Here is a 19,383-nt window from a genome sequence, read left to right as displayed (position 1 = left end):
GTTATCGTTTCCCTAACCGTGGATTCTTGCCGGTGAAGTGGCCGTTTGGATCGAGGTCTTCAAAGCCGTGTTCTGCCAACGTCTTCCAGTCGAAAGAAGCGGGGGTCTTTTCTTTATCCGATCCCAACTGAAGTTGTTGTGTTGCTTGGGACAGCGCTTCTGAGACTTTCACGCTGGAGGGCATGGTGTAAGGAACCTGAGACTCCAGGCTTGCGTGGTGCAGGCACTTTTTGCGAATTAGCGGATCGACCCCAGCATCCGTCAATCGACGGCCATAGTTGTGGCGATGGCCATGAGGGTCTAACCCTACGGTCTTGTCGGGTTCGAGACCAATTCGTCTTAACCCAGCCGCATAGTTTTGGTTGAAGGAATTGTAGGTATAGGGGTTGCCCAGATACCGAGAATCGAAGTTGATAAACGCATAGGGGTGATGGCACTCCACCGATGCTCGGAAAACCAAATACTGTCGCCACAGCGACATGAATACCCGGGCAAACTCTTGCGGGAAGAAATACGCCTCCAGGTAACCATCCTTGTGGTCTAGGGTTTTGGATTTCCAGCCGAGAACCTGGGTGTTTTGCATCTCCTGGCGCGGTATGCGTGAGTACTTTTCTTGTAGGTACGCCTTGCGGGTTTGTATCCCTTTTCGGGACTTCCATCCTTCAGGTGCCATACCTTCTATCTCGTTGTAGATCCTCACGATTGCCCGATCCGGATCGGAGGGGTCTTCAAAGACATCTGTGACCCAAAGCAACAGTGCTTCGCTACGCCTCAATCCGGCCGCGTGCATCAGGAGCACGATAAGCTTGTCCCGCAGCGCAACTCCCGGGTCTTTGGCTCCTCCCAAGCCTTTCATGTAGAAGTCTTCAAACTTTCCCGTAGGGAAGGCGATGGCATCGTCATTGGTTTTTGCCAGAGGTGTTCTGCCCTTGATGCTGCGGGCTCTCTTTACCGTGGTATTAACCGAGGTGTCTTTAATGTGTCCGAGGAAATCGTTCTGGTTGCGCCTAAACCAAGCGGCATACTGGATGCGCTCCTCATGTCGAGTGGCCGTGCGCAAGGTATTAAGAGGCTTGGCCAGACCTTTGTCTGAGAGCCAATTGGTGAAGTTCGTCAGATTGCCGATGTGACGATTTATCGTGCCAGTGCTGGCCGGTATCCAATAAAGACCAGAGGGGTCTAATCCATCTTCACCGATGGTGCCGCTGTAGAGCCGACGGACAAAGCCCGCGAACAACTCTTCGGGTTCATGGAACATGCCTTCGTTGGCATCCATGAACTCGATGAGGAGTCTAATCGACTGAATATGGTTGGTGATGGTTGAAAGCGAGGTGCCATTTAGGTGAAGGCTAAGCACATAATCTGTGACTGACCCCAGAACCCCTTGGTCGGTCAGAATGACCGGGATCTCTGTGGCCACTCCACTTTTGTCCTGAACTACCTTGGCTGTAACCTTCGTTGCAAACATTCTTGAATCCTACACATATTACACATTATTTACTATACATATAGTGCAGTCTTCAGGAAAAAGAAACCCCCAGTTAAGGGGGTTTTTATCAAAATTACACAGTTCTATGTACTATACAGAACTTCGGGTGCCTTTTTCTTTTGGGTGAAACCAAAATACCTGCCATGATACCCGGCCCCGACTGTTGAAGCGGATACACGAACCATGACCACGATGCCTTTTGACGCGTTAGCCTGCCCACTGGACGGCTGCCCGCTCGCGCCCAGCGAAAAAACCTGGCGGTGCGAGAATGGCCACAGCTTCGATGTTGCCCGGCAGGGCTACGTGCATCTGCTGCCGGTCCAGAAGAAACGCACCCTGGACCCGGGCGACAGCAAGGAAATGGTCGCGGCCAGACAACGGTTCCTGAACGCAGGCTTCTACACACAGATCGCCGAGGCCGTGAGCGATCTTGCGCTGAAGGCGCTGCCGGGTGGGGGGATTGGCTCAGTACTGGATGCCGGTTCCGGAGAGGGCTATTACCTTCGCCACCTTTCGGCCGTGGCCGGCGACACAGGCCTTGCCCTGATTGGCGTTGATATTTCCAAATGGGCGGTCCTGGCAGCGGCGAAACAGGATAAGCAGACTCGATGGGTGGTTGGCAGCAACGCTAACCTGCCAGTACTGCCGGAATCGCTGGATCTGGTGCTTTGCCTGTTTGGTTTTCCGGTTTACAGCGAGTTCGCCCGGGTGCTCAAGCCCGGCGGCCAGGTTATCCAGGTGGATGCCGGTGCGGACCATCTGCGGGAGCTGCGAGAAGTCATCTACCCGGAAGTGAAGCCACCCGGAGATTTCGAGAGCGCGGCCCCGGAAGGCTTCCGGCAACTGGATTCAACCGTGGTACGGTTCCCGCTGACCCTCCCGGACCAGGCCAGCATTGCCGATCTGCTGGCCATGACCCCACACCTTTACCGCGCCAGTGCCGAGGGCCTGGAGAGGGCCGCGGCCCTTGAGTCACTGGAGGTGACTGTCGACGCGACTCTGAAACGCTTCGAAAAGCTCTGACCCGGGAACTCACTGACCGTCGTCTGAGCCGGGGGGCTTTTGTCCTTTGCGTGAAGCGAGCCGTTTTTCGGCCTTGCCGATGATCAGGGTGTCCGCGAGGATGTGGAGCGCCTTGTTGGTGGTGCGCACGGTTCGATAAATCTGCTGACTGGTCTGGTCATGGGTGGCCCGTGCTTTACGGGCCGTCTGCCGGAATTCTTCATCCTTCGAGAACAGATCAATCAGCCCGAATGTGGTGTTGGAGATCGCCTTGTGAAGCTTCTCCACCGCACTGGCACCGCCGGAAACGGAGTCCTCCAGCAGCCGGGCCCGGTTCCGAACCTCAAGAAGGTCCATTCTGCTCTTCTGGATGGCGCTGTGTGCCGCCACCCGATGGGAATTGAGAATCCGGGCTTCACGGCGGCAGAGCAGCAGCTGCCAGTAGGCAATGCAGAACCCGCTGAAGGCCAGAAGCAGTAACAAGATTACGATTACGCTGGTGATCATGACAATGCGCTTCCATCAAGCATCTTGAATATCCCAAACGTCGTGATCATCGATACTCGATCTGCATGTCCACATCGATTTCACGCTCCGACATCTCTTCTTCGAGCTCTTTCATCACTTCCTGATACACCATCTTGCGCACCATGACGGGGAGTTTATCGGCCAGCACCCTGGCAGAGCGTGATTCCCGCTTCGCCAGGGCAATCGGATTCAGCACCCGCAGCGTAATAACCAGCTCCGGTTCCTGCTCGGAATCTGCGATATCGTCGTTCTCCATCATTCGGGCGATCACTTTACGCTGTTCAAAAACCTGCCAGCAGACAAAGCCACTGAACAGGACAAGCAGGATGCTCAATGCCATCAAAAAGGTGATCAATTCGAACCTCCGGAAATCGTTTTGTGCACTGCCTTGCAGTGTGCACCATCATTTATGACAAACGATTGGCCGTGACGACGGATTCCCGTGTGCGGCCAGGAAAGTAGAACGAGCGCTCAAAACTGTTAATATCGGTTGCAGTTGTGTAATGAGCTACGCAGAATCAACGAGTTAAGGCCAACTATTTATACCAACAGAGGATTGTTCATGGTCTGGTTCAAAGCGTTTGCAAGTGGTTTTCTCGCGACCCTGGTGTTTCATCAGGGCCTTTTCGCACTGTTCTGGCTGGGCGGAATTGTACCCTCAGCACCGTTTAACCTGTCACCGGTACCGCCGTTCGGCGTTCCCCAGGTTGTGTCACTGGCGTTCTTCGGTGGCCTGTGGGGCATGTTGCTCTGGCTGATTCTCGGCCGCCTGGCAGGGGTGAAGTTCTGGCTGGGGCATGTCATTGTAGGGGCAGTAGGTCCCACGGCAGTCGCCATGCTGGTGGTCTTTCCCCTGAAAGGGCTCGATGTTTCTGCCCAGACCTGGGTAGGCGGACTTCTTCTCAACGGTTTCTGGGGCTTGGGCGTGGCTGTATTCATGCGCCTGATGGGTGCGAAAGCGCCTGTCGGAGTTCGCTAAACTCCGAACCATTACCTAATCAACTCTCTATCAACTTGTTTGCAATGCAGCTGACTAAGGAAGAGCAATGACCAAATCCGCTGAAACGGCCCATGATCTGGTGGTGTTCGGTGCCACCAGTTTCGTCGGCCAGATTCTTACCCGTTACTTGCTCGAAACCTATGGCGTGGGCAAATCGGTAAAATGGGCGATTGCCGGGCGCTCCGAGAGTAAGCTCAACGCGCTCAAGAGCGAGCTTGGCGACAACGGCAAAGACCTGCCCGTGATTCTGGCCGACGCATCGGATGAAGCGGCGCTGAAATCCATGTGTGAGCAGACCCGGGTAATCATTTCCACCGTCGGCCCCTATGCCCTTTATGGCGAGCCGCTGGTCCAGGCCTGCGTGCGCAGCGGCACCGACTACTGCGATCTGACCGGTGAAGTACAGTGGATTGGCAAGATGGTGCAGCGCTACGAGGAGGAAGCGAAAGCGTCCGGTGCGCGCATTGTTCACTGCTGTGGATTTGACTCGATTCCGTCTGATATGGGCGTCTGGTTCCTGCAGAACCAGGCAGAGCAGACCTTCGGCGAACCATGTCGGGATGTCCGCATGCGGGTTAAAACCGCCAAAGGCGAATTCTCAGGCGGCACCGTTGCCTCCCTGATGAACGCGGTGAAGGAAGCGTCGGCCGATCCAAAACTTCGGAAACAAATGGCCAATCCGTTCTCCATCTGCCCGCCGGAACATCGCTCCAAGACCCGGCAGCCCAGCCTCAAGGGCGCCGAGTTTGATAAGACGTTCAACGCCTGGCTTGCTCCCTTCGTGATGGGTGCCATCAATACACGGGTGGTGCATCGCTCCAATGCCATGCAGAACGCGCGGTACGGCAAGGAATTCACCTACGATGAAGCCATGATGACCGGTCGTGGCACCAAGGGCCGGCTGGCTGCTTATGCGATCACCGGCGGCCTGGCGGCGTTCTTTACCGCCTCGGCGATCAAACCGACTCGCTGGCTGGTGGAGAAGTTTGTCCCTCAGCCGGGCGAAGGCCCAAGCCCCGAAGCCCAGAAAGCGGGGTTTTATGATCTGCGCTTTGTTGGTCGCACCGAGGACGGCAAGACCATCATCACCAAAGTGACCGGCGATCAGGATCCGGGCTACGGTTCCACCGGCAAGATGTTGGGCGAAGCGGGCATGTGCCTGGCGTTCGATATTCCGGCGGATCAGCCAGGTGGGTTCTGGACACCGTCTTCTCTGCTGGATGGCAAGCTGATGGACAGGCTTACCAGCAAGGCGGGGCTGACGTTTGAGGTTCTCGAAACCCGCTAACCACTCAGGTAGATCACACGGTCGGTGCCCGGAAGGGCATCCGACCCGTGGGCGAGACTGACCACGGTTTTCCCTTCCAGAAGCGATTCCATCCGTTTTGCTATCCTCGACCGGGTCTCAGCATCCAGGCCAGTGAACGGCTCATCCAGTATGACCAGGGGAGCTGGATTCAGTAACACCCGCGCCAGTGCCACTCTTCTTGCCTCGCCGCCTGAGAGTCTGCTTCCGGCGCTGCCCAGCCAGGTATCGAGTTGATCAGGTTCGGTAGCGAAGCGCTCAGCCAGTTCCATCTGCTCCAGCATGCTCCAGAGTTCCGTCTCCGAAGCCTCCGGAGAGCCCAGTAACAAGTTGGCCCGCAACGTGTCTTCAAACAGCACGGTTTTCTGGGTCAGGTAAACGCAATCCCTCCGCGCCAGGCTTCCCTGAGCAACCGGCAAAAGGCCTGCGAGCACATCGGCGAGTGAAGACTTTCCACTGCCGGAGTGGCCCAGAATACCGATGCGCTTGCCATCCTCAATCTCAAGATTGAAGCGCGTGAAAAGCGGCGCGTAACCGGCGTGCTTCACCGTAACATTGTCTGCAAGAAGGGCGGTTTCCGGCGGTAATTCGTGCTTTTCGTTGACAGCCTGCCGTTCCTCTTCGCGGCAATCGCGGTTCAGGCGAGCCGCGGAGGCGATGGTGGCTCCGAGCTTGCCAAAGGCATCAGGCAGCATGGCATAGACCTCAGCCAGTCCGAGCAGAGCAATGGGCAGTAAAACCAGCACAGGCCCGGATAGCGTGCCCGCCTGGAACAGGGCAAAGCCCGCCCAGAGCGCCAGGACCGCAGAGAGATTTACCAGCAGATGGGTTCCCGCCAGGTGCCAGCCCACACGGGTGTCCGTTTTTGCCTGCTCTGAGGTTACCTGATGGGCCTGGCGCATAAGCCAGGCAGCATGTTTGCCAGTGCGACCGGCAGCAGTAAGTTCCGAGAAACCTTCAATATGTTCGATGACCGCCGTTCGCAATTCTTCCTGCCGGTCGCTTTGCCGGGCCGCGAGTTGCCAGGCCCTGAGGTAAACACCAACTGTTGCGACCGCCAGAGCAATCACAAGCAGCAGTCCCACTAGTACAGCGGTTCCAACATCAAACAGAATGGCTGCCAGCACCAACACCAGGACGGTTACCAGGCCAGCCAGAGCCGTAGGTGCGATCAAGCGAAGGTATAGGGTATCAAGGGCATCGACATCGCTGGTCAGGCGCGAGAGCCACTGGGCGCCACTCAGCTCTCCACGGCGGACGCGCGTGGCGCGGGACAGCCGAGAGAACAGGTTCACGCGGATGTCTGTAAGCAGTCTCAGAACCGTATCGTGGTTATACACCCGTTCCAGATACCGGAACACTGTTCGGGAAACAGCGAAAAACCGGATAGCGCCACCGGGCACGTAAAGGTTGATAGTGGCCGCCACCCCGGCAGCCAGGAGCAATCCCACCAGCGCCGTTTTGGTAAGGAACCAGCCAGACACAGCCAACAGCGCAATGCCGGAGAGCAGGGTAGCGAGAATCAGAAAACCACCTACCACCAGGCGTCCGGGCCGCTTTAAGATCAGCTCCAGCCACGGTTTCAGCTCACGCATCGCGAACCTCCCCGCCGGAGACCAGCAGAACCCGGTTTGCCAGTGTGAGCAACGCCTGGTGATGGGTAGAGAAGATCAGGGTCTTGCCGGCTACCGCCAGTTTGTGCAGGGCCTCCAGCACAAACACTTCACTGTCGCTGTCGAGGCCCGCGGTAGGTTCATCCAGCAGAATCAGGTCATAATCTGCCAGGAAAATACGCGCCAGGCTCAGCCGCCGGGCCTGTCCGCCGGAGAGGCCCTGGCCCTCCTCAGATACCGGGCTGTAGATGCCCTGTTGCCGGCTGTCCAGCAGGGAACCAAGGCCGACATTGCGCAGGGCGGTTTCAATGGCAATATCGGAGGCATCTGGCGTAGTCAGTCTGAGGTTATCGGCCCAGGTACCCTGAACCAGGAAGCCTTTCTGCCCCAGCCAGCCGAACCGGAAACTTCCCGCTGATTCGCCAAACAGGTGGAGCTCACCGGTATCCGGTGCCATAAAACCGGCCAGCAGATGCAGCAGGGTAGACTTGCCGCCGCCCGAGGGGCCGGTGAGGGCAATCACTTCGCCTTTTTGGATGGTCAGCGCCAGATCCTGAATCACGGGCTGATCCGACCGAAAGCGTTTGCTGGCGGACCGAAACTCAATGCGATCATCCGCACCTGCTACCGGGTTGCCATCTGTAGACGTGTCGAAGTGCGCTGGCGAACCAAGCCGTTCAAGAATTTCTGTGCCCGCGCCCATGGCCGCTGCGCGATCATGATAATGCTGTGACAGCGTCCGTAAGGGCTGGAAGAACTCCGGGGCCAGCAACAGAATCAGAAGCCCGGAAAACAGCGTGAGATCTTCGGACGGGCCATAGGTGATGTAGCCCAGCAAACCAAAACCGATGTAAATGGCGATAACGGCAATGGCCACTGAGGCAAAGAACTCCAGGACCGCGGACGAGAGAAACGCAATCCGCAGTGTTTTCATGGTAACGCGCCGATAGTGATCGGACCGTTTGCGAATGAGTTCTGCAGCGCCCGTCGTCTGGCCAAACAACTGGAGGGTGGTTAGCCCGCGCACCTTGTCCAGAAACTGCCCGGAGAGCCGGCTGATGGTCTCGAAGTGCTGCTGGTTTAGCTTTTCCGCGCCCATGCCCACCAGCGCCATGAACAGCGGAATCAGCGGTGCAGACAACAGCAGGAAAATACCGGCCAGCCAGTCCAGCCAGAACACGAGAACGAGGATCAGCAGGGGCACGATAATCGACAGCGTCATTTGCGGCAGAAAACGGGCGAAATAACCGTGCAGTGCTTCCACGTGGTCAATCCATTCCCGGGCAAGGGTGCCTGCGGAGAATTGGCCCAGCTCTACCGGGCCGTTGGCCTGCCAGTGTTTGTGGAGCTGGCGCCTGGCATCCCGCCGTACCTGTTCGCTGCAACGGGCAGCAAAACGCGTCTGAAAGCCCTGGCCAAGTGCCCGAACCGCCAGTGCGAGAATGAGCCCAAGGAAGAGGGGAGTGAGGTCCGCAATAGGGACCTCGTCAATCACGCCCAGATGAATTATCCGGGCCAACAAAACCATCTGGATGATGGTCGCTATGCCGGCCACTGTGCCCGCTGCAACAGCACTGCGGATCCAGAGGCGATTGCCGAGGGCAAGCTGCGCGAGCCAGCCTTTGACGGCTTTCTGGTCAGTGGCGGGGGAATCTCCCCCGCCATCATTGGCCAGTGACTCCGCCACTCAGTGGTATCCCTCTCCGGCGCGCACCTTGCCGCGGAAGACCCAGTAGGTCCAGGCGGTGTACACCAGCACGATCGGGATCACGAACAACAGGCCCAACAGCAGGAACAGCTGGGATTCGTAGGCGGACGCGGCTTCCCAGAGCGTGTATTCCGGTGGAACCACATAAGGCCAGCGGCTGACTACCAGACCCAGATAGGTGGTGATGAACAGCCCCATGGTAGCCACAAACGGCATGCCGTCCCGGCGATCACGTACTGAACGGTAGATCTGAATAGCACAAAGCAGGGTCAGGACTGGCAGAACCCAGATGATACTCAGGTTAGAGAACCAGCGCTCACGGACCATTTCGTCCACGAACGGCGTCCAGACCCCAATGATGCCAAAGACAACCAACACCGCCAGCAGCAACGGCAGGGTGATCTTGTAGGCCCACTGCTGCAGGTAACCCTCGGTTTTCATAATCAGCCAGGTGGAACCCAGCAGGGAGTAGCCGGCCAGCATTCCGAGGCCGGTGAGAACGGTGAATGGCGTAAGCCAGTCCAGCGCGCCGCCCACATAAACGCCGTTGGCGGTTTCGAAACCCTGGATATAGGCGCCGACGACAGCACCCTGTGCGAAGGACGCAACGGTTGAACCGCCCGCGAAAGCCCAGTTCCACAGATAGCGGGAGGTACGGGCCTTGAATCGGAACTCAAACGCCACGCCCCGGAAGATCAGCCCGGCCAGCAGCAGGAACACACCGATGTACAGTGCCGGCAGGAAGATGGAATACACCATCGGGAACGCGGCAAGGAGCCCGGCACCACCCAGCACCAGCCAGGTTTCGTTGCCGTCCCACACCGGCGCCACTGAGTTCATCATGGTGTCCCGGGCTTCCTCGTTCGGGGCGAAGGGGAAGAGTATCCCCACGCCCAGATCGAAGCCGTCCATCAGCACATACATGATGATGCCGAAGCCGATAATAAATGCCCAGATAAGAGGCAGATCAAACAGTTCCATAATCAGTGACCTCCCTGGTTTACTGGCTTGGCAGTACCAACAGTATCGCCGGAGTCGTGATCGATTTCGAAAGGCACGTGTGCGGCGGAGAACGGACGTTTCGGCCGTTCGGCCTCGTGCTCGTCTTCATCGTGGTCTTCGAGACCCACATAAAGCACGCGCATCAGGTAGTACACGCCGGCAGAGAACACCAGAGCGTACACAACGATATAGCCGATGAGTGTGAACAATGCCATGCCGCCGGTCAGAGAGGGAGTCAATGCCTGTGCCTGTGTCATCTGGCCGTACACCAGCCAGGGCGCGCGACCCACCTCGGTCACAAACCAGCCGGTCAGCACTGCAAAGAAAGGTGCAATGCTCATAAAGCGCATACCCTGAAGGAACCAGTTGGTGCGCCAGTATCTACCGCCCGCACGCAGAACCAGGCCGGTAACCGCGAAGGCGATCATCAGAAGGCCAATGCCCACCATGATACGGAACGACCAGAACACGATTGCGACGGGTGGTTGCTCGTCAACAGGAACCGCGCTTACACCCGGCACTTCACCGTCCCATTCGTGGGTGAGAATGAAACTGGCCAGGCTGGGAATGCCAATCTCAAACAGGTTGCGCTGGTTTTCCTGATCGGGAATGGCAAATAGCAGCAACGGCACGTTACGGGAGGTTTCCCAGTTACCTTCCATAGCCGCGACTTTGGTCGGCTGGTGCTCAAGAGTGTTCAGGCCGTGGAAATCCCCCAGGACTGCCTGGGCAGGCGCAATGAACAGCAACAGCCAAAGGCACATGGACAGTGCCTTTTTGTTGGCTTCAACCTCGCGACCGCGCAGCAGGTACCAGGCGCTCACCCCGGCCACCACAAAGCCGCCGGTAAGGAAAGAAGCCAGTGCCATATGGGCGAATCGATAGGGGAATGAGGGATTGAAGATCGCCTCGCTCCAGGAAGTGACGTAGAACACGCCGTCGCGAAGTTCGGTGCCAGCCGGAGTCTGCATCCAGCTATTCGCCGAGAGAATCCAGAACGACGAAATGAAGGTGCCGGTGGCAACCATGATAGCGGCAAACAGGTGAACACCAGCGGGCACCTTGTCGCGACCAAACAGGAGCACGCCGAGGAACGCCGCCTCAAGGAAGAACGCCGTGACCACCTCATAACTCAGGATTGGCCCAAGGAAATTGGCAGAGGCCTGGGCGAAATTACTCCAGTTGGTCCCGAACTGGAACGACATCACGATGCCTGATACCACCCCCATGCCAAACACCACGGCAAACACCTTGGTCCAGAAGGCAGAGAGCTTCACCCACAACGGATTCTCGGTTTTGAAGGCCAGGCCCTCGAGTACCGCGATGTAGGAAGCGAGGCCGATGGTAAACACCGGAAAAATGGCGTGAAATGACACCACGAACGCGAACTGGATTCGCGATAGGATGAGAGGATCAAGTTCCATGGGAACCCTCCGGTAACGATCACATCATAACAAACGGGCCCAGCGAACCCATTCAGCCGCTGCCTTAGCTCTGATTGTTATATTGTTATTACCGGCAGATGGTTACTATGCTACTAAATAAGCTAGCAGTTTCGATAGGGCCGATTGTCGCACCCTTGATTTAAAACAATTATGGTGATGCCGATGAGCTTTTACGAAGACAGAATACTGCCTCACATCATAGACCGGGCTTGCTCAATGGGCCAGGTGATGAAACTTCGTAGCCAGGTGGTTCCCCATGCCAAAGGTGTCGTCCTGGAAGTGGGCATGGGCTCCGCCATCAATATGGAATTCTACAACGCCAACAACGTCGATATGGTGTACGGCCTGGAGCCATCAGAAGGCATGCGTAGAAAGGCCCTGCCAAACCTTGCCAAAACTCCAATAAAGGTGGAATGGCTGGATCTGCCCGGGGAGAAAATCCCTCTGGACGACAACTCCGTGGACACCGTTCTGCTGACCTTCACGCTGTGTACTATCCCTGACTGGAACGCCGCTCTTCAACAGATGCGCCGAGTGCTCAAACCCGGCGGTGAACTCCTGTTCCTCGAACACGGCGAATCGCCCCACGATGACACGAGAAAATGGCAAAACCGCATCACCCCCGGCTGGAAAAAGCTGGCCGGCGGCTGCCACCTGAACCGACACATCGCAGACCTGATCCGTCACGCCGGCTTTGAAATCCAGGAACTTGAAAACCTCTACATCCCGAAGGCACCGAAAATCGCGGGATACATTTATAAGGGCAGGGCGATCAACCCGCTAAAGACCAGCCCGGCAGCCTGATAGTGCGGGCAGAATCCGAATTGCGTTACCCCACGCAGACTTATACAATTCTGCCCGTCAAAACCTCCCCCGAATGCTCCGGTGGTGAAATTGGTAGACACAAGAGACTTAAAATCTCTCGACCGTTAGGTCGTGCCGGTTCGATTCCGGCCCGGAGCACCACCTTTGTTATCAATGTCCCTCAAGTGTTTTCTTGTGATCTTTGTCAACCTGCAGATCTCGGCAGCAAATGAGCAGTGATCGACGTTTCTCCGGCAGGCGTAAGGTTTAACTCAATGTTTTCCGCATGAGGAGACAGAACGACATGGCCGAAGTTGAAACTATCGGTAAGCAAATCGCAGATTATGTGAACGATCCCATCGAGAAAGCCAAGCGGCTGATCGTGACGCCAGTAGGGCAGGCGAGAATGATTGTCTGTACGCCATCACCCGGCCAGGGTGCCTCCTCGGCGATTGAAGCGGCAAACAGTCTGCTTGCGGAAGATGATCAGATAGCGCTGGTCGAAGATGTCAGTGAACTGACAGATCCTGCGCAGGTGGTTTCCATCATCAATGATGGTGGTATCGAGACCGAAAAGGGGTTTCATGTGGCTTTCAGTCTTTCTGACGAGACGATTGCAAGGCAAGTGGAGAAAGAGCTCGACCTCAAGGTCTTTACGGGGCAATAGCCCCGTCTGATGGATAGGCGGCCATTTGGCCGCTGCCACTATTTTTTCGACATTGCTTCCAGCATTTTGTTAACCGCTTCCAGGTGCTCAGGCTCGTTGTGGCACATGCCCTGGAAGTCGGCACACACATCCAGAAAATCCTTCAGTTCCATTCTTGGCGCCATTTTCATCAGGCGTTTGGTGAGGCGAGTGGCTTTCGGTGGCTGGCTGGCCATGCGGCTTGCCATGGTTTGAGCAGCGTTCATCAGTTCGTCCGCTGGCACCACCTCCAGAACAATGCCCAGCTCCTTTGCCTCTGTAGCGTCGATCACCCGCCCGGTAAGCGTTAGCTCGAAGGCGCGCTGGTAGCCGATCAGGCGCTGCATGAACCAGGCGCCGCCGTCACCCGGAATGATTCCCAGGTTAAGAAAGGTTTCGCCGAACTTTGCGTTGTCCGAGGCAATGCGGATATCCGCCATGTTGGCCAAATCGAAGCCGGCTCCGATGGCGGGACCGTTGACCGCGGCGATGATGGGCACTTCCACATTCTGCAGGGCCAGGGGAATGCGCTGAATGCCTTTGCGGTAACGGTCGGCGCATTCGGCCACGTCACCTGCAAAATCGCCGCTGCGGTTGGCCATGTCCCGAATGTTGCCGCCGGCGCTGAACGCAGAGCCCGCTCCGGTGATCACCAGTACCGACACGTCTTCGCACTGGTTAACCCATTCCGCGGTGGTCACGATGTCGTCGATCAGGTTTGAGCCGGTCAGTGCATTGCGCAGGTCGTGACGGTTCAGAGTAAGCGTGGCGACACGGTTCTCGAGGGTCAACAGGGCATCGGTGAGCTTGGGTACGGTGGTCATTGTTGCGGTTCCTTGTTTTTGATCAGCGCGTATCTTCGCGCGCGGGAACCGGGTTAATCAACTGCCACCCGCGCTTTTCGGTACCGGCTTACTTCCGTCCAGCCGTGCACCGCCAGGGCGGAGAATACGATAACACCGCCTACCAGGCTGAGCTTTGGCGGTACTTCGCCGAGGAATAGCCAAACAAGGAAAGACCCGAACACGGTTTCCAGAAGCAACATCAGGCTGACTTCCGCCGCCGGAATATAGCGGGGGCCAATCTGGATCAGGATGCACGCAGTGGGCAGGAACACCAGACAGAGCAGGGCGATAAAGAAGAAATCACGGGCCGAGGGCATCTGCGCACCACCAAGCAATGCCGCCACACCTGCCAGCACCAGAGCGCCGAACATGAGCATCACGCTCATATCGCTGTCGGGTTTGGAGCGCGCGACGTTGAGGTTGGAGGCCAGGGCAGTGGCGGCAACCACGGCCATCAGCAGGCCCAGAGGGTCGCCCTTGCCAAATTCGCCCACGGCCATGAAGGTGGCGCCGGTGACGCACACCAAAATGACTACCCAGGTGCGAAGAGGCAGCGTTTCTTTCCAGACCGCCCAGGCAATCACGGCCGCGATGACCGGCGCGGTGTTCAGGATGACCAGCACATTGCCGGCGGCTGTGTTCTTCATGCCAACCACGAACCCGAGGGTACTGATGGCAAAGGCACCGGCACAGAACAGGCCTTTACGGCCGCATTTTCGAATTTCAGGCACCAGTCGGGAACGGTATCGCGCCCAGCTGATCACAAAAAAACTGATCGCCAGTAACAGGCCGCGCCAGAACAGAAAGACCACAGGATCCACGGAGGTGATTTTCACCAGCAATGCATCGGGCACGATAAACAGCACGCCCAGAGCTGCGATGGTCAGTCCTTTGATTCTGGTCGTCTGCAACGTGGCTTCGCCTGTTCCGGTGTGGTGGTTCGGTTAATTTATGGGTTGTCCTGTTCCGGCAGCGGCTGGATGCTGTTGATGTCGCCGGTTGGTGTTGCTGGCTCGTCTTTTACGATTATGAAGACTGCTCCGCCGATAACCGCGATGGCGAAGATCGCTTTGAGGATCATCGATTTTGACATGTGTTATTCCTCTCTGCAGTTTTGGCTTCTTACAACACCCTATGGGCAGCAGAGGTCTATAACAACCGCAACGCATTGAAAACTGAGCATCCTACAAAAGTCGCTTCGACAGTATAGACGCAGTCAGCAATACTCTGGGTAAGATTCCAGAATGCCCGGTGCAGCAACGATTCAAATGGAGTGTCCACATGACTGAACAAACACAAGAGCTGGTGCACAAGTACAGCGAAAATGGCATTACCACGCTTACACTGAGCCAGCCGGAGAAGAAAAACAGCCTTTCCATGGCTATGCTCGAGGCCTTGTCTAAAGAGCTGGAGATCATCGCCTCCGATTCGGAAACGCGGGTTGTCGTGCTTGCGGCTCATGGCAACGTGTTTTGTGCCGGTCATGACCTCCGGGAAGTGCGTGAGCAGTTTGATAGCCATGAATTCCAGCTGGCCCTGTTTAACCAGTGCAGCAAGGTGATGCAGCAGATCGTGAACCTGCCCCGGCCAGTCATTGCGCGGGTGGCGGGTGTTGCGACCGCCGCCGGCTGCCAGCTGGTGGCCAGCTGCGACCTGGCCGTGGCGGCCGATACCGCCCGGTTTGCGACGCCTGGCGTCAATATAGGGCTGTTCTGTTCCACGCCGATGGTGGCGCTGTCCCGGAATGTGTCACGCAAGCACGCCATGGAAATGCTGCTGACCGGTGAGATGATTGGTGCCGTAAAAGCTGAACGCATCGGACTGGTCAATCAGATTGTTGATGAGCAGCACCTGGACGAAATGGTTTACAAGCTGGCGCGTACCATCGCAGACAAGTCCGGCCATACCCTGAAGATTGGTAAGGAAGCCTTCTACCGGCAACTGGAAATGCCGCTGGAGGACGCTTATGAGTACACCTCAAAGGTGATGGCAGACAACATGATGGCGAACGATGCCCAGGAAGGTATCTGCGCATTTCTGGAGAAGCGCAAGCCAGAGTGGCAGGACAGCTGAACCGGTTGCTGAGACATTGCCCGGCCTAATTTGCCGGGCAATTGTCCTTTCCGATGGCAAGCCGGTCGCCCGTTCCGATTCCATGTTCCAGGAAAAAGCCGGCGTTCATCTCCACGGCCTCGATGAATGGCACACCGGCCGGGTAGGTGGGGCAACCGGAGCCGCTGGCCGAGGGGCAGGGCACCATCTTGCGAATGCTGCCAATCTTGCCATCCTCGTTCAGGTAGGCGATGTCGAGGGGAATCAGGGTCTTGTACATCCAGAATCCGTGGCTGGCTGATCTCGGCTCGCGGTATTTAAACAGCATCCCGGCATCGGGAGCCATGGACGTACGGCCCATCAGTCCTTTCTGGCGTTGCTCGGAAGTGCTGGCAATCTCGAGTTGCACTGGCACCACGCCCGACGCAGACACAAAGCAGGCCTCGACAACCGGCAGGCCGTCCTGAGGCGCTGCAATGCCCGAGGAGCAGCCGTAGAGCAATAAGCTGGCTGCAAGGAGGGCCCAGACTTCCGCCCCCCGAACCGGGCTTGATGCGCAGGTCACGAGCGCAACCGGTAGCCGGTCTTGAAAATCCACCAGATGCCGACCATGCAGGCCGTGAGGAATACGAGGGTCATTCCCACACTGATGGCAATATGAACGTCAGACACGCCGTAAAACGCCCAACGGAAACCGCTGATCAGGTAAACCACCGGATTGAACAGGCTCACGGTCTGCCAGATCTCCGGCAGCATGTCGATTGAATAGAAGGTGCCGCCAAGGAATACCAGCGGCGTGACGATCATCATGGGTACAATCTGGAGCTTTTCGAAACCGTCCGCCCAGATACCGATGATGAAACCGAACAGGCTGAAGGTCACCGACGTTAGCACCAGGAAGGACAACATCCAGAAGGGATGCAGCACGTCGTAATCCACAAAGAATTTCGCCGTGGCAAGGATGATCAGCCCCAGGATGACGGACTTGGTGGCCGCCGCGCCGACGTAACCGAGCACCACTTCCACGTAGGACACCGGCGCTGAGAGCACTTCATAGATAGTGCCGGAGAACTTAGGCATATAGATGCCGAAAGAGGCGTTGGAAATGCTCTGCATCAGCAGGGAGAGCATCACCAGCCCCGGGATGATGTAGGCGCCGTAGGCGATGTTGTCGATATCGCCCATGCGGGAGCCGATGGCGGAGCCGAAGACCACGAAATACAGGCAGGTGGAAATCACCGGCGACAGTACGCTCTGCATCACCGTGCGTCGCATGCGGGCCATTTCAAAATTGTAGATTGCGCGGATACCGTATAGGTTCATGCCTTTCTCCAATGAGCCGGCTGGCTTATTCGTGTACCAGGCCGACAAAAATCTCTTCGAGGGAACTCTCCCGGGTTTGCAGGTCCCGGTACTCGATACCCAGATCGCCAAGAGTGCGCAGCAGGCGGGCGACGCCGGCCTGCTCCTGCTGGGCGTCGAAGGTGTATATCAGCTCGTAGCCATCATCGGACAGTTCCAGGGGTTCCAGGGTGAGCTCACCCGGTATCCGGTCCAGCTTTTGCTGCAGGTGGAGCCGCAACTCTTTCCGGCCCAGCTTGGTCATTAACTGGACCTTGTCCTCGACCAGGATAATCTCGCCGTTCCGGATTACCCCGATCCGGTCCGCCATTTCCTCGGCTTCTTCGATGTAGTGGGTCGTCAGGATGATGGTCACTCCGCTTTCACGGAGCTTGCGCACCATTTCCCACATGTCCCGGCGAAGTTCCACGTCAACGCCGGCCGTGGGCTCATCAAGGAACAGGATCTGCGGCTCATGGGAGAGTGCCTTGGCAATCATCAGGCGACGCTTCATCCCGCCGGAGAGCGACATGATTCGGTTGTTGCGCTTGTCCCAGAGCGACAGGTCCTTCAGCACTTTTTCGATGTGCGCGGGCTTGGGTGGCTTGCCGAACAATCCGCGACTGAAGGAGACCGCATTCCACACGGTCTCGAAGGAATCGGTGTTCAGTTCCTGGGGCACCAGGCCGATGGTCTCGCGGGCCTTGCGGTAGTCTTTGACAATGTCGTAGCCATCGGCCTTTACCTCGCCGGAGGAGAGGTTAACGATGCCGCAGATGATACTGATCAGCGTGGTCTTGCCGGCACCATTGGGGCCGAGCAGGGCGAAGATTTCGCCACGCTGGATCTCCAGGTTGATGTCTTTCAGGGCCTGAAAACCGTCGCCATATACCTTGCTCAGGTGCTTTACGGAAATATCCGGCTGCACGGGCGTGTCCTGTGGTCAGAATGGGTCTAATTGAAGGCGCAGTATTTTCTCATGACTGGCGCCAGTTTAGAAACCTTTGCCTGGGAGGAAGAAAACTCCATAATGCCGGCCAGGTTTGTTCGGGGTGCCGTTATGTTACGCGCTATTGCAGCGACAGGATTGATTGTGGGGCTTGTTGCCCTGGTTGTTTTCGGCTGGTTCATGCCTGGGGACGCCGGCAACGACCAGAATACCCAGGATGCCGCGGCCCGGTGTGATCTGCTGGCAGAGGGGCCATGCAGCTGGTCGAACAGTTCCGGGGAGTGGGAAGCCACCCTCAGCAAACTGGGCGAGGGCGAACAGGGCATGGAGTATCAACTCACGGTTGTAACCCCCGAACGCCCGGAGCGGTTCCTCGCTGTGCTGCGGGGCGAATCCATGTATATGGGCGAATACCCTGTACCCTTGGGCAACCGAACGGGAAATGAATACTCCGCACGCTTCACGGCACCCTTCTGCACTGTGGACGCCACCATGACCTGGCGGATAGATCTGCAGCAGGGCCAGCAGCCCATCGGGAATATCCCGGTAAAGCTGGTTTTTCAGGCCGAACCACACTGAGCCCGGTGAACCATCTGGTAAACCGGAAGCCAGTCGGCTGACAACCGTCCGGGATTGTGTAAAATCAATGAACGTTCGGGTTCCCACCTCGAAAACACCAACGCCATTAGCAGGGACAACGTGATGGATTACGGAGATAGCGTTCAAAAGGTACTGTTGAGAAAGATCCGCAAAGCCGAGCAGGATCTTATCCAGCTGAAGCTGGACTACTGCCGGTTTGTTTTCGGGTTGACTCACCGTGCGAAAGTGCTGGCCGGCGGGGTTACCTACGTGGTGCGTTCGGTGGATGTGGACACCATGGCCAATACCGACGATGGCGGTTTTACCCAGCCCGAAATTACCGGTACCCGGGCAGACGAGCAGGATCACGCCGAGCCGGTGGCTCTGGGTACCGACTGGGTGCTCGAAACCGCGGCGAAGCAGGCCGCTAAATGAACGCGTTGTCGGTTATTGCCTCGTAGAGGCTTGATGTCGGCGGTACGTAATGGTTGTACTGCCAGAATTCCGCACCTTCCAGTCCCGCCCTGAAGCAGGCCAGGTGAGTCTTGTCGGCCGTCAATGTGCTTATCGTCTGAAGGGCTTCCGGCTGCCGGATTCCGGTTTTACGGCTGGTAATCTGGGCAACGATAACGGCCAGCGTCTCGGAATGCCGCAAGGTTTTATCGCTCAGGGCACACCCGGCACCATAGAGCCAGGCGGCAGTATATGCCTTCACGGCCTCGGGCGCGGTGGTAAGGTCCAGGCCGTTTACCCGGCAATCCCGTTCCTGGAGCCCAATAAGGATATGCAGCCGGGTAATGATCTGGGCGCGGTCCGATGGGGTCTCGACAACGGGTTTGCGCACCGCAACGGGCCATTCCGAGGTGCCGGAAGAAAGATCATGGCCGGTGGCCTGACCCTTTCCTGACCAGAATTCCTGATGCCCTGCGGCCATTGGCTCTGAACGCACCAGCGTAACCATCCGCAAGGCCAGCAGAACAAGCAGCGCCAGCAGCCCCACCTGAATAAGAAGTACCAAACCGTTAACCATCGTCA

At 57.3% G+C, this 19,383-nt stretch carries 22 protein-coding genes and 1 tRNA gene; 9 read left to right on the top strand and 14 right to left on the bottom strand.

The annotated features are described in order from the left end of the window. Position 1: 1 nt before the first annotated feature. Positions 2-1,468, bottom strand: a complete 1,467-nt coding sequence (gene gmtY / locus ACP86_RS21135) for a gamma-mobile-trio recombinase GmtY (protein WP_053114191.1) — start codon at positions 1,466-1,468, stop codon at positions 2-4. 204 nt (positions 1,469-1,672) lie between these two features. Between gmtY and ACP86_RS21130 the strand changes: the two genes are divergently transcribed. Further along, positions 1,673-2,512: a putative RNA methyltransferase gene (locus ACP86_RS21130; RefSeq protein ID WP_053115342.1), complete on the top strand. Its 840-nt coding sequence runs from the start codon at positions 1,673-1,675 to the stop codon at positions 2,510-2,512. Positions 2,513-2,521: 9 nt separating this feature from the next. Here the strand turns inward: ACP86_RS21130 and ACP86_RS21125 are convergent, their stop codons facing one another. Then, complete coding sequence (locus ACP86_RS21125) at positions 2,522-2,998, bottom strand: hypothetical protein (RefSeq protein ID WP_008171621.1); 477 nt, start codon at positions 2,996-2,998, stop codon at positions 2,522-2,524. Positions 2,999-3,044: 46 nt separating this feature from the next. After that, positions 3,045-3,374 carry a hypothetical protein gene (locus tag ACP86_RS21120; RefSeq protein WP_008171619.1) on the bottom strand — a complete coding sequence of 110 codons (330 nt, stop codon included), beginning with the start codon at positions 3,372-3,374 and terminating at the stop codon, positions 3,045-3,047. Positions 3,375-3,581: 207 nt separating this feature from the next. On the opposite strand from ACP86_RS21120, the gene ACP86_RS21115 reads away from it, so the two are divergent. Then, complete coding sequence (locus tag ACP86_RS21115) at positions 3,582-3,998, top strand: hypothetical protein (RefSeq protein WP_053115341.1); 417 nt, start codon at positions 3,582-3,584, stop codon at positions 3,996-3,998. Between the two features lie 67 nt (positions 3,999-4,065). Beyond that, positions 4,066-5,307 carry a saccharopine dehydrogenase family protein gene (locus tag ACP86_RS21110; protein ID WP_053115340.1) on the top strand — a complete coding sequence of 414 codons (1,242 nt, stop codon included), beginning with the start codon at positions 4,066-4,068 and terminating at the stop codon, positions 5,305-5,307. Here the strand turns inward: ACP86_RS21110 and cydC are convergent. Genes cydC through ACP86_RS21090 form a run of 4 tightly spaced genes read right to left on the bottom strand, consistent with a single transcriptional unit; the run spans position 5,304 to position 11,072 of the window. Beyond that, positions 5,304-6,920 carry a thiol reductant ABC exporter subunit CydC gene (gene cydC, locus ACP86_RS21105; RefSeq protein ID WP_053115339.1) on the bottom strand — a complete coding sequence of 539 codons (1,617 nt, stop codon included), beginning with the start codon at positions 6,918-6,920 and terminating at the stop codon, positions 5,304-5,306. The genes ACP86_RS21110 and cydC overlap by 4 nt on opposite strands. Then, positions 6,913-8,625, bottom strand: coding sequence for a thiol reductant ABC exporter subunit CydD (cydD, locus tag ACP86_RS21100; RefSeq protein ID WP_053115338.1), 1,713 nt, complete (start codon positions 8,623-8,625; stop codon positions 6,913-6,915). The genes cydC and cydD overlap by 8 nt, the downstream gene beginning before the upstream one ends. Then, positions 8,626-9,627 (bottom strand): cytochrome d ubiquinol oxidase subunit II, encoded by a 1,002-nt coding sequence (gene cydB / locus ACP86_RS21095; protein ID WP_014577124.1) that lies wholly within the window; start codon positions 9,625-9,627, stop codon positions 8,626-8,628. It lies immediately after the preceding gene. Positions 9,628-9,629: 2 nt separating this feature from the next. After that, on the bottom strand, positions 9,630-11,072 hold the full coding sequence (locus tag ACP86_RS21090; RefSeq protein WP_053115337.1) for a cytochrome ubiquinol oxidase subunit I: 1,443 nt from the start codon (positions 11,070-11,072) through the stop codon (positions 9,630-9,632). A 183-nt stretch (positions 11,073-11,255) separates the two neighbouring features. Here ACP86_RS21090 and ACP86_RS21085 point away from each other — a divergent pair, with 183 nt between their 5' ends. The 3 genes from ACP86_RS21085 (at position 11,256) to ACP86_RS21075 (ending at position 12,564) form a co-directional block, all read left to right on the top strand. Continuing rightward, positions 11,256-11,897: a class I SAM-dependent methyltransferase gene (locus ACP86_RS21085; protein ID WP_039881891.1), complete on the top strand. Its 642-nt coding sequence runs from the start codon at positions 11,256-11,258 to the stop codon at positions 11,895-11,897. Between the two features lie 75 nt (positions 11,898-11,972). After that, a tRNA-Leu gene (locus ACP86_RS21080) sits at positions 11,973-12,059 on the top strand. A gap of 142 nt (positions 12,060-12,201) precedes the next feature. Then, positions 12,202-12,564 (top strand): hypothetical protein, encoded by a 363-nt coding sequence (locus ACP86_RS21075; protein WP_053115336.1) that lies wholly within the window; start codon positions 12,202-12,204, stop codon positions 12,562-12,564. A 38-nt stretch (positions 12,565-12,602) separates the two neighbouring features. On the opposite strand, the gene ACP86_RS21070 is transcribed toward ACP86_RS21075, so the two are convergent. Genes ACP86_RS21070 through ACP86_RS23050 form a run of 3 tightly spaced genes read right to left on the bottom strand, consistent with a single transcriptional unit; the run spans position 12,603 to position 14,520 of the window. Further along, positions 12,603-13,406 carry an enoyl-CoA hydratase-related protein gene (locus ACP86_RS21070; RefSeq protein WP_053115335.1) on the bottom strand — a complete coding sequence of 268 codons (804 nt, stop codon included), beginning with the start codon at positions 13,404-13,406 and terminating at the stop codon, positions 12,603-12,605. Positions 13,407-13,459: 53 nt separating this feature from the next. Further along, entirely contained in the window at positions 13,460-14,338 is an 879-nt protein-coding gene (locus tag ACP86_RS21065; RefSeq protein WP_053115334.1) for a DMT family transporter, read from the bottom strand. 38 nt (positions 14,339-14,376) lie between these two features. Next, positions 14,377-14,520 carry a hypothetical protein gene (locus ACP86_RS23050; protein ID WP_167450411.1) on the bottom strand — a complete coding sequence of 48 codons (144 nt, stop codon included), beginning with the start codon at positions 14,518-14,520 and terminating at the stop codon, positions 14,377-14,379. 188 nt (positions 14,521-14,708) lie between these two features. Here ACP86_RS23050 and ACP86_RS21060 point away from each other — a divergent pair, with 188 nt between their 5' ends. After that, positions 14,709-15,500: an enoyl-CoA hydratase gene (locus ACP86_RS21060; protein ID WP_053115333.1), complete on the top strand. Its 792-nt coding sequence runs from the start codon at positions 14,709-14,711 to the stop codon at positions 15,498-15,500. A gap of 25 nt (positions 15,501-15,525) precedes the next feature. Here ACP86_RS21060 and ACP86_RS21055 read toward each other — a convergent pair whose 3' ends face one another. From ACP86_RS21055 to ACP86_RS21045, 3 genes are read right to left on the bottom strand one after another with little or no spacing between them, the layout of a single operon-like run. Further along, positions 15,526-16,077, bottom strand: a complete 552-nt coding sequence (locus ACP86_RS21055; protein WP_227507779.1) for a DUF192 domain-containing protein — start codon at positions 16,075-16,077, stop codon at positions 15,526-15,528. Continuing rightward, a complete protein-coding gene (locus ACP86_RS21050; protein ID WP_053115331.1) occupies positions 16,041-16,802 on the bottom strand; it encodes an ABC transporter permease in 762 nt (253 codons plus the stop codon). The genes ACP86_RS21055 and ACP86_RS21050 overlap by 37 nt, the downstream gene beginning before the upstream one ends. A 25-nt stretch (positions 16,803-16,827) precedes the next feature. Next, positions 16,828-17,748 (bottom strand): ABC transporter ATP-binding protein, encoded by a 921-nt coding sequence (locus tag ACP86_RS21045; RefSeq protein ID WP_053115330.1) that lies wholly within the window; start codon positions 17,746-17,748, stop codon positions 16,828-16,830. Positions 17,749-17,880: 132 nt separating this feature from the next. On the opposite strand from ACP86_RS21045, the gene ACP86_RS21040 reads away from it, so the two are divergent. Together ACP86_RS21040 and ACP86_RS21035 are read left to right on the top strand one after the other, a co-directional pair. Next, a complete protein-coding gene (locus ACP86_RS21040; protein WP_075267822.1) occupies positions 17,881-18,348 on the top strand; it encodes a hypothetical protein in 468 nt (155 codons plus the stop codon). A 123-nt stretch (positions 18,349-18,471) separates the two neighbouring features. Next, on the top strand, positions 18,472-18,783 hold the full coding sequence (locus ACP86_RS21035) for a hypothetical protein (RefSeq protein WP_053115586.1): 312 nt from the start codon (positions 18,472-18,474) through the stop codon (positions 18,781-18,783). Here ACP86_RS21035 and ACP86_RS21030 read toward each other — a convergent pair. Then, complete coding sequence (locus tag ACP86_RS21030) at positions 18,776-19,378, bottom strand: hypothetical protein (RefSeq protein ID WP_053115329.1); 603 nt, start codon at positions 19,376-19,378, stop codon at positions 18,776-18,778. The two genes, ACP86_RS21035 and ACP86_RS21030, sit on opposite strands and share 8 nt — an antisense overlap. Between the last annotated feature and the right edge of the window lie 5 nt (positions 19,379-19,383).

It is taken from the genome of Marinobacter sp. CP1 (assembly GCF_001266795.1).
GTDB classification, from domain to species: domain Bacteria; phylum Pseudomonadota; class Gammaproteobacteria; order Pseudomonadales; family Oleiphilaceae; genus Marinobacter; species Marinobacter flavimaris.
Note: the sequence above shows the minus strand (reverse complement) of the source record. Positions and strands in the feature narration are given on the sequence as shown.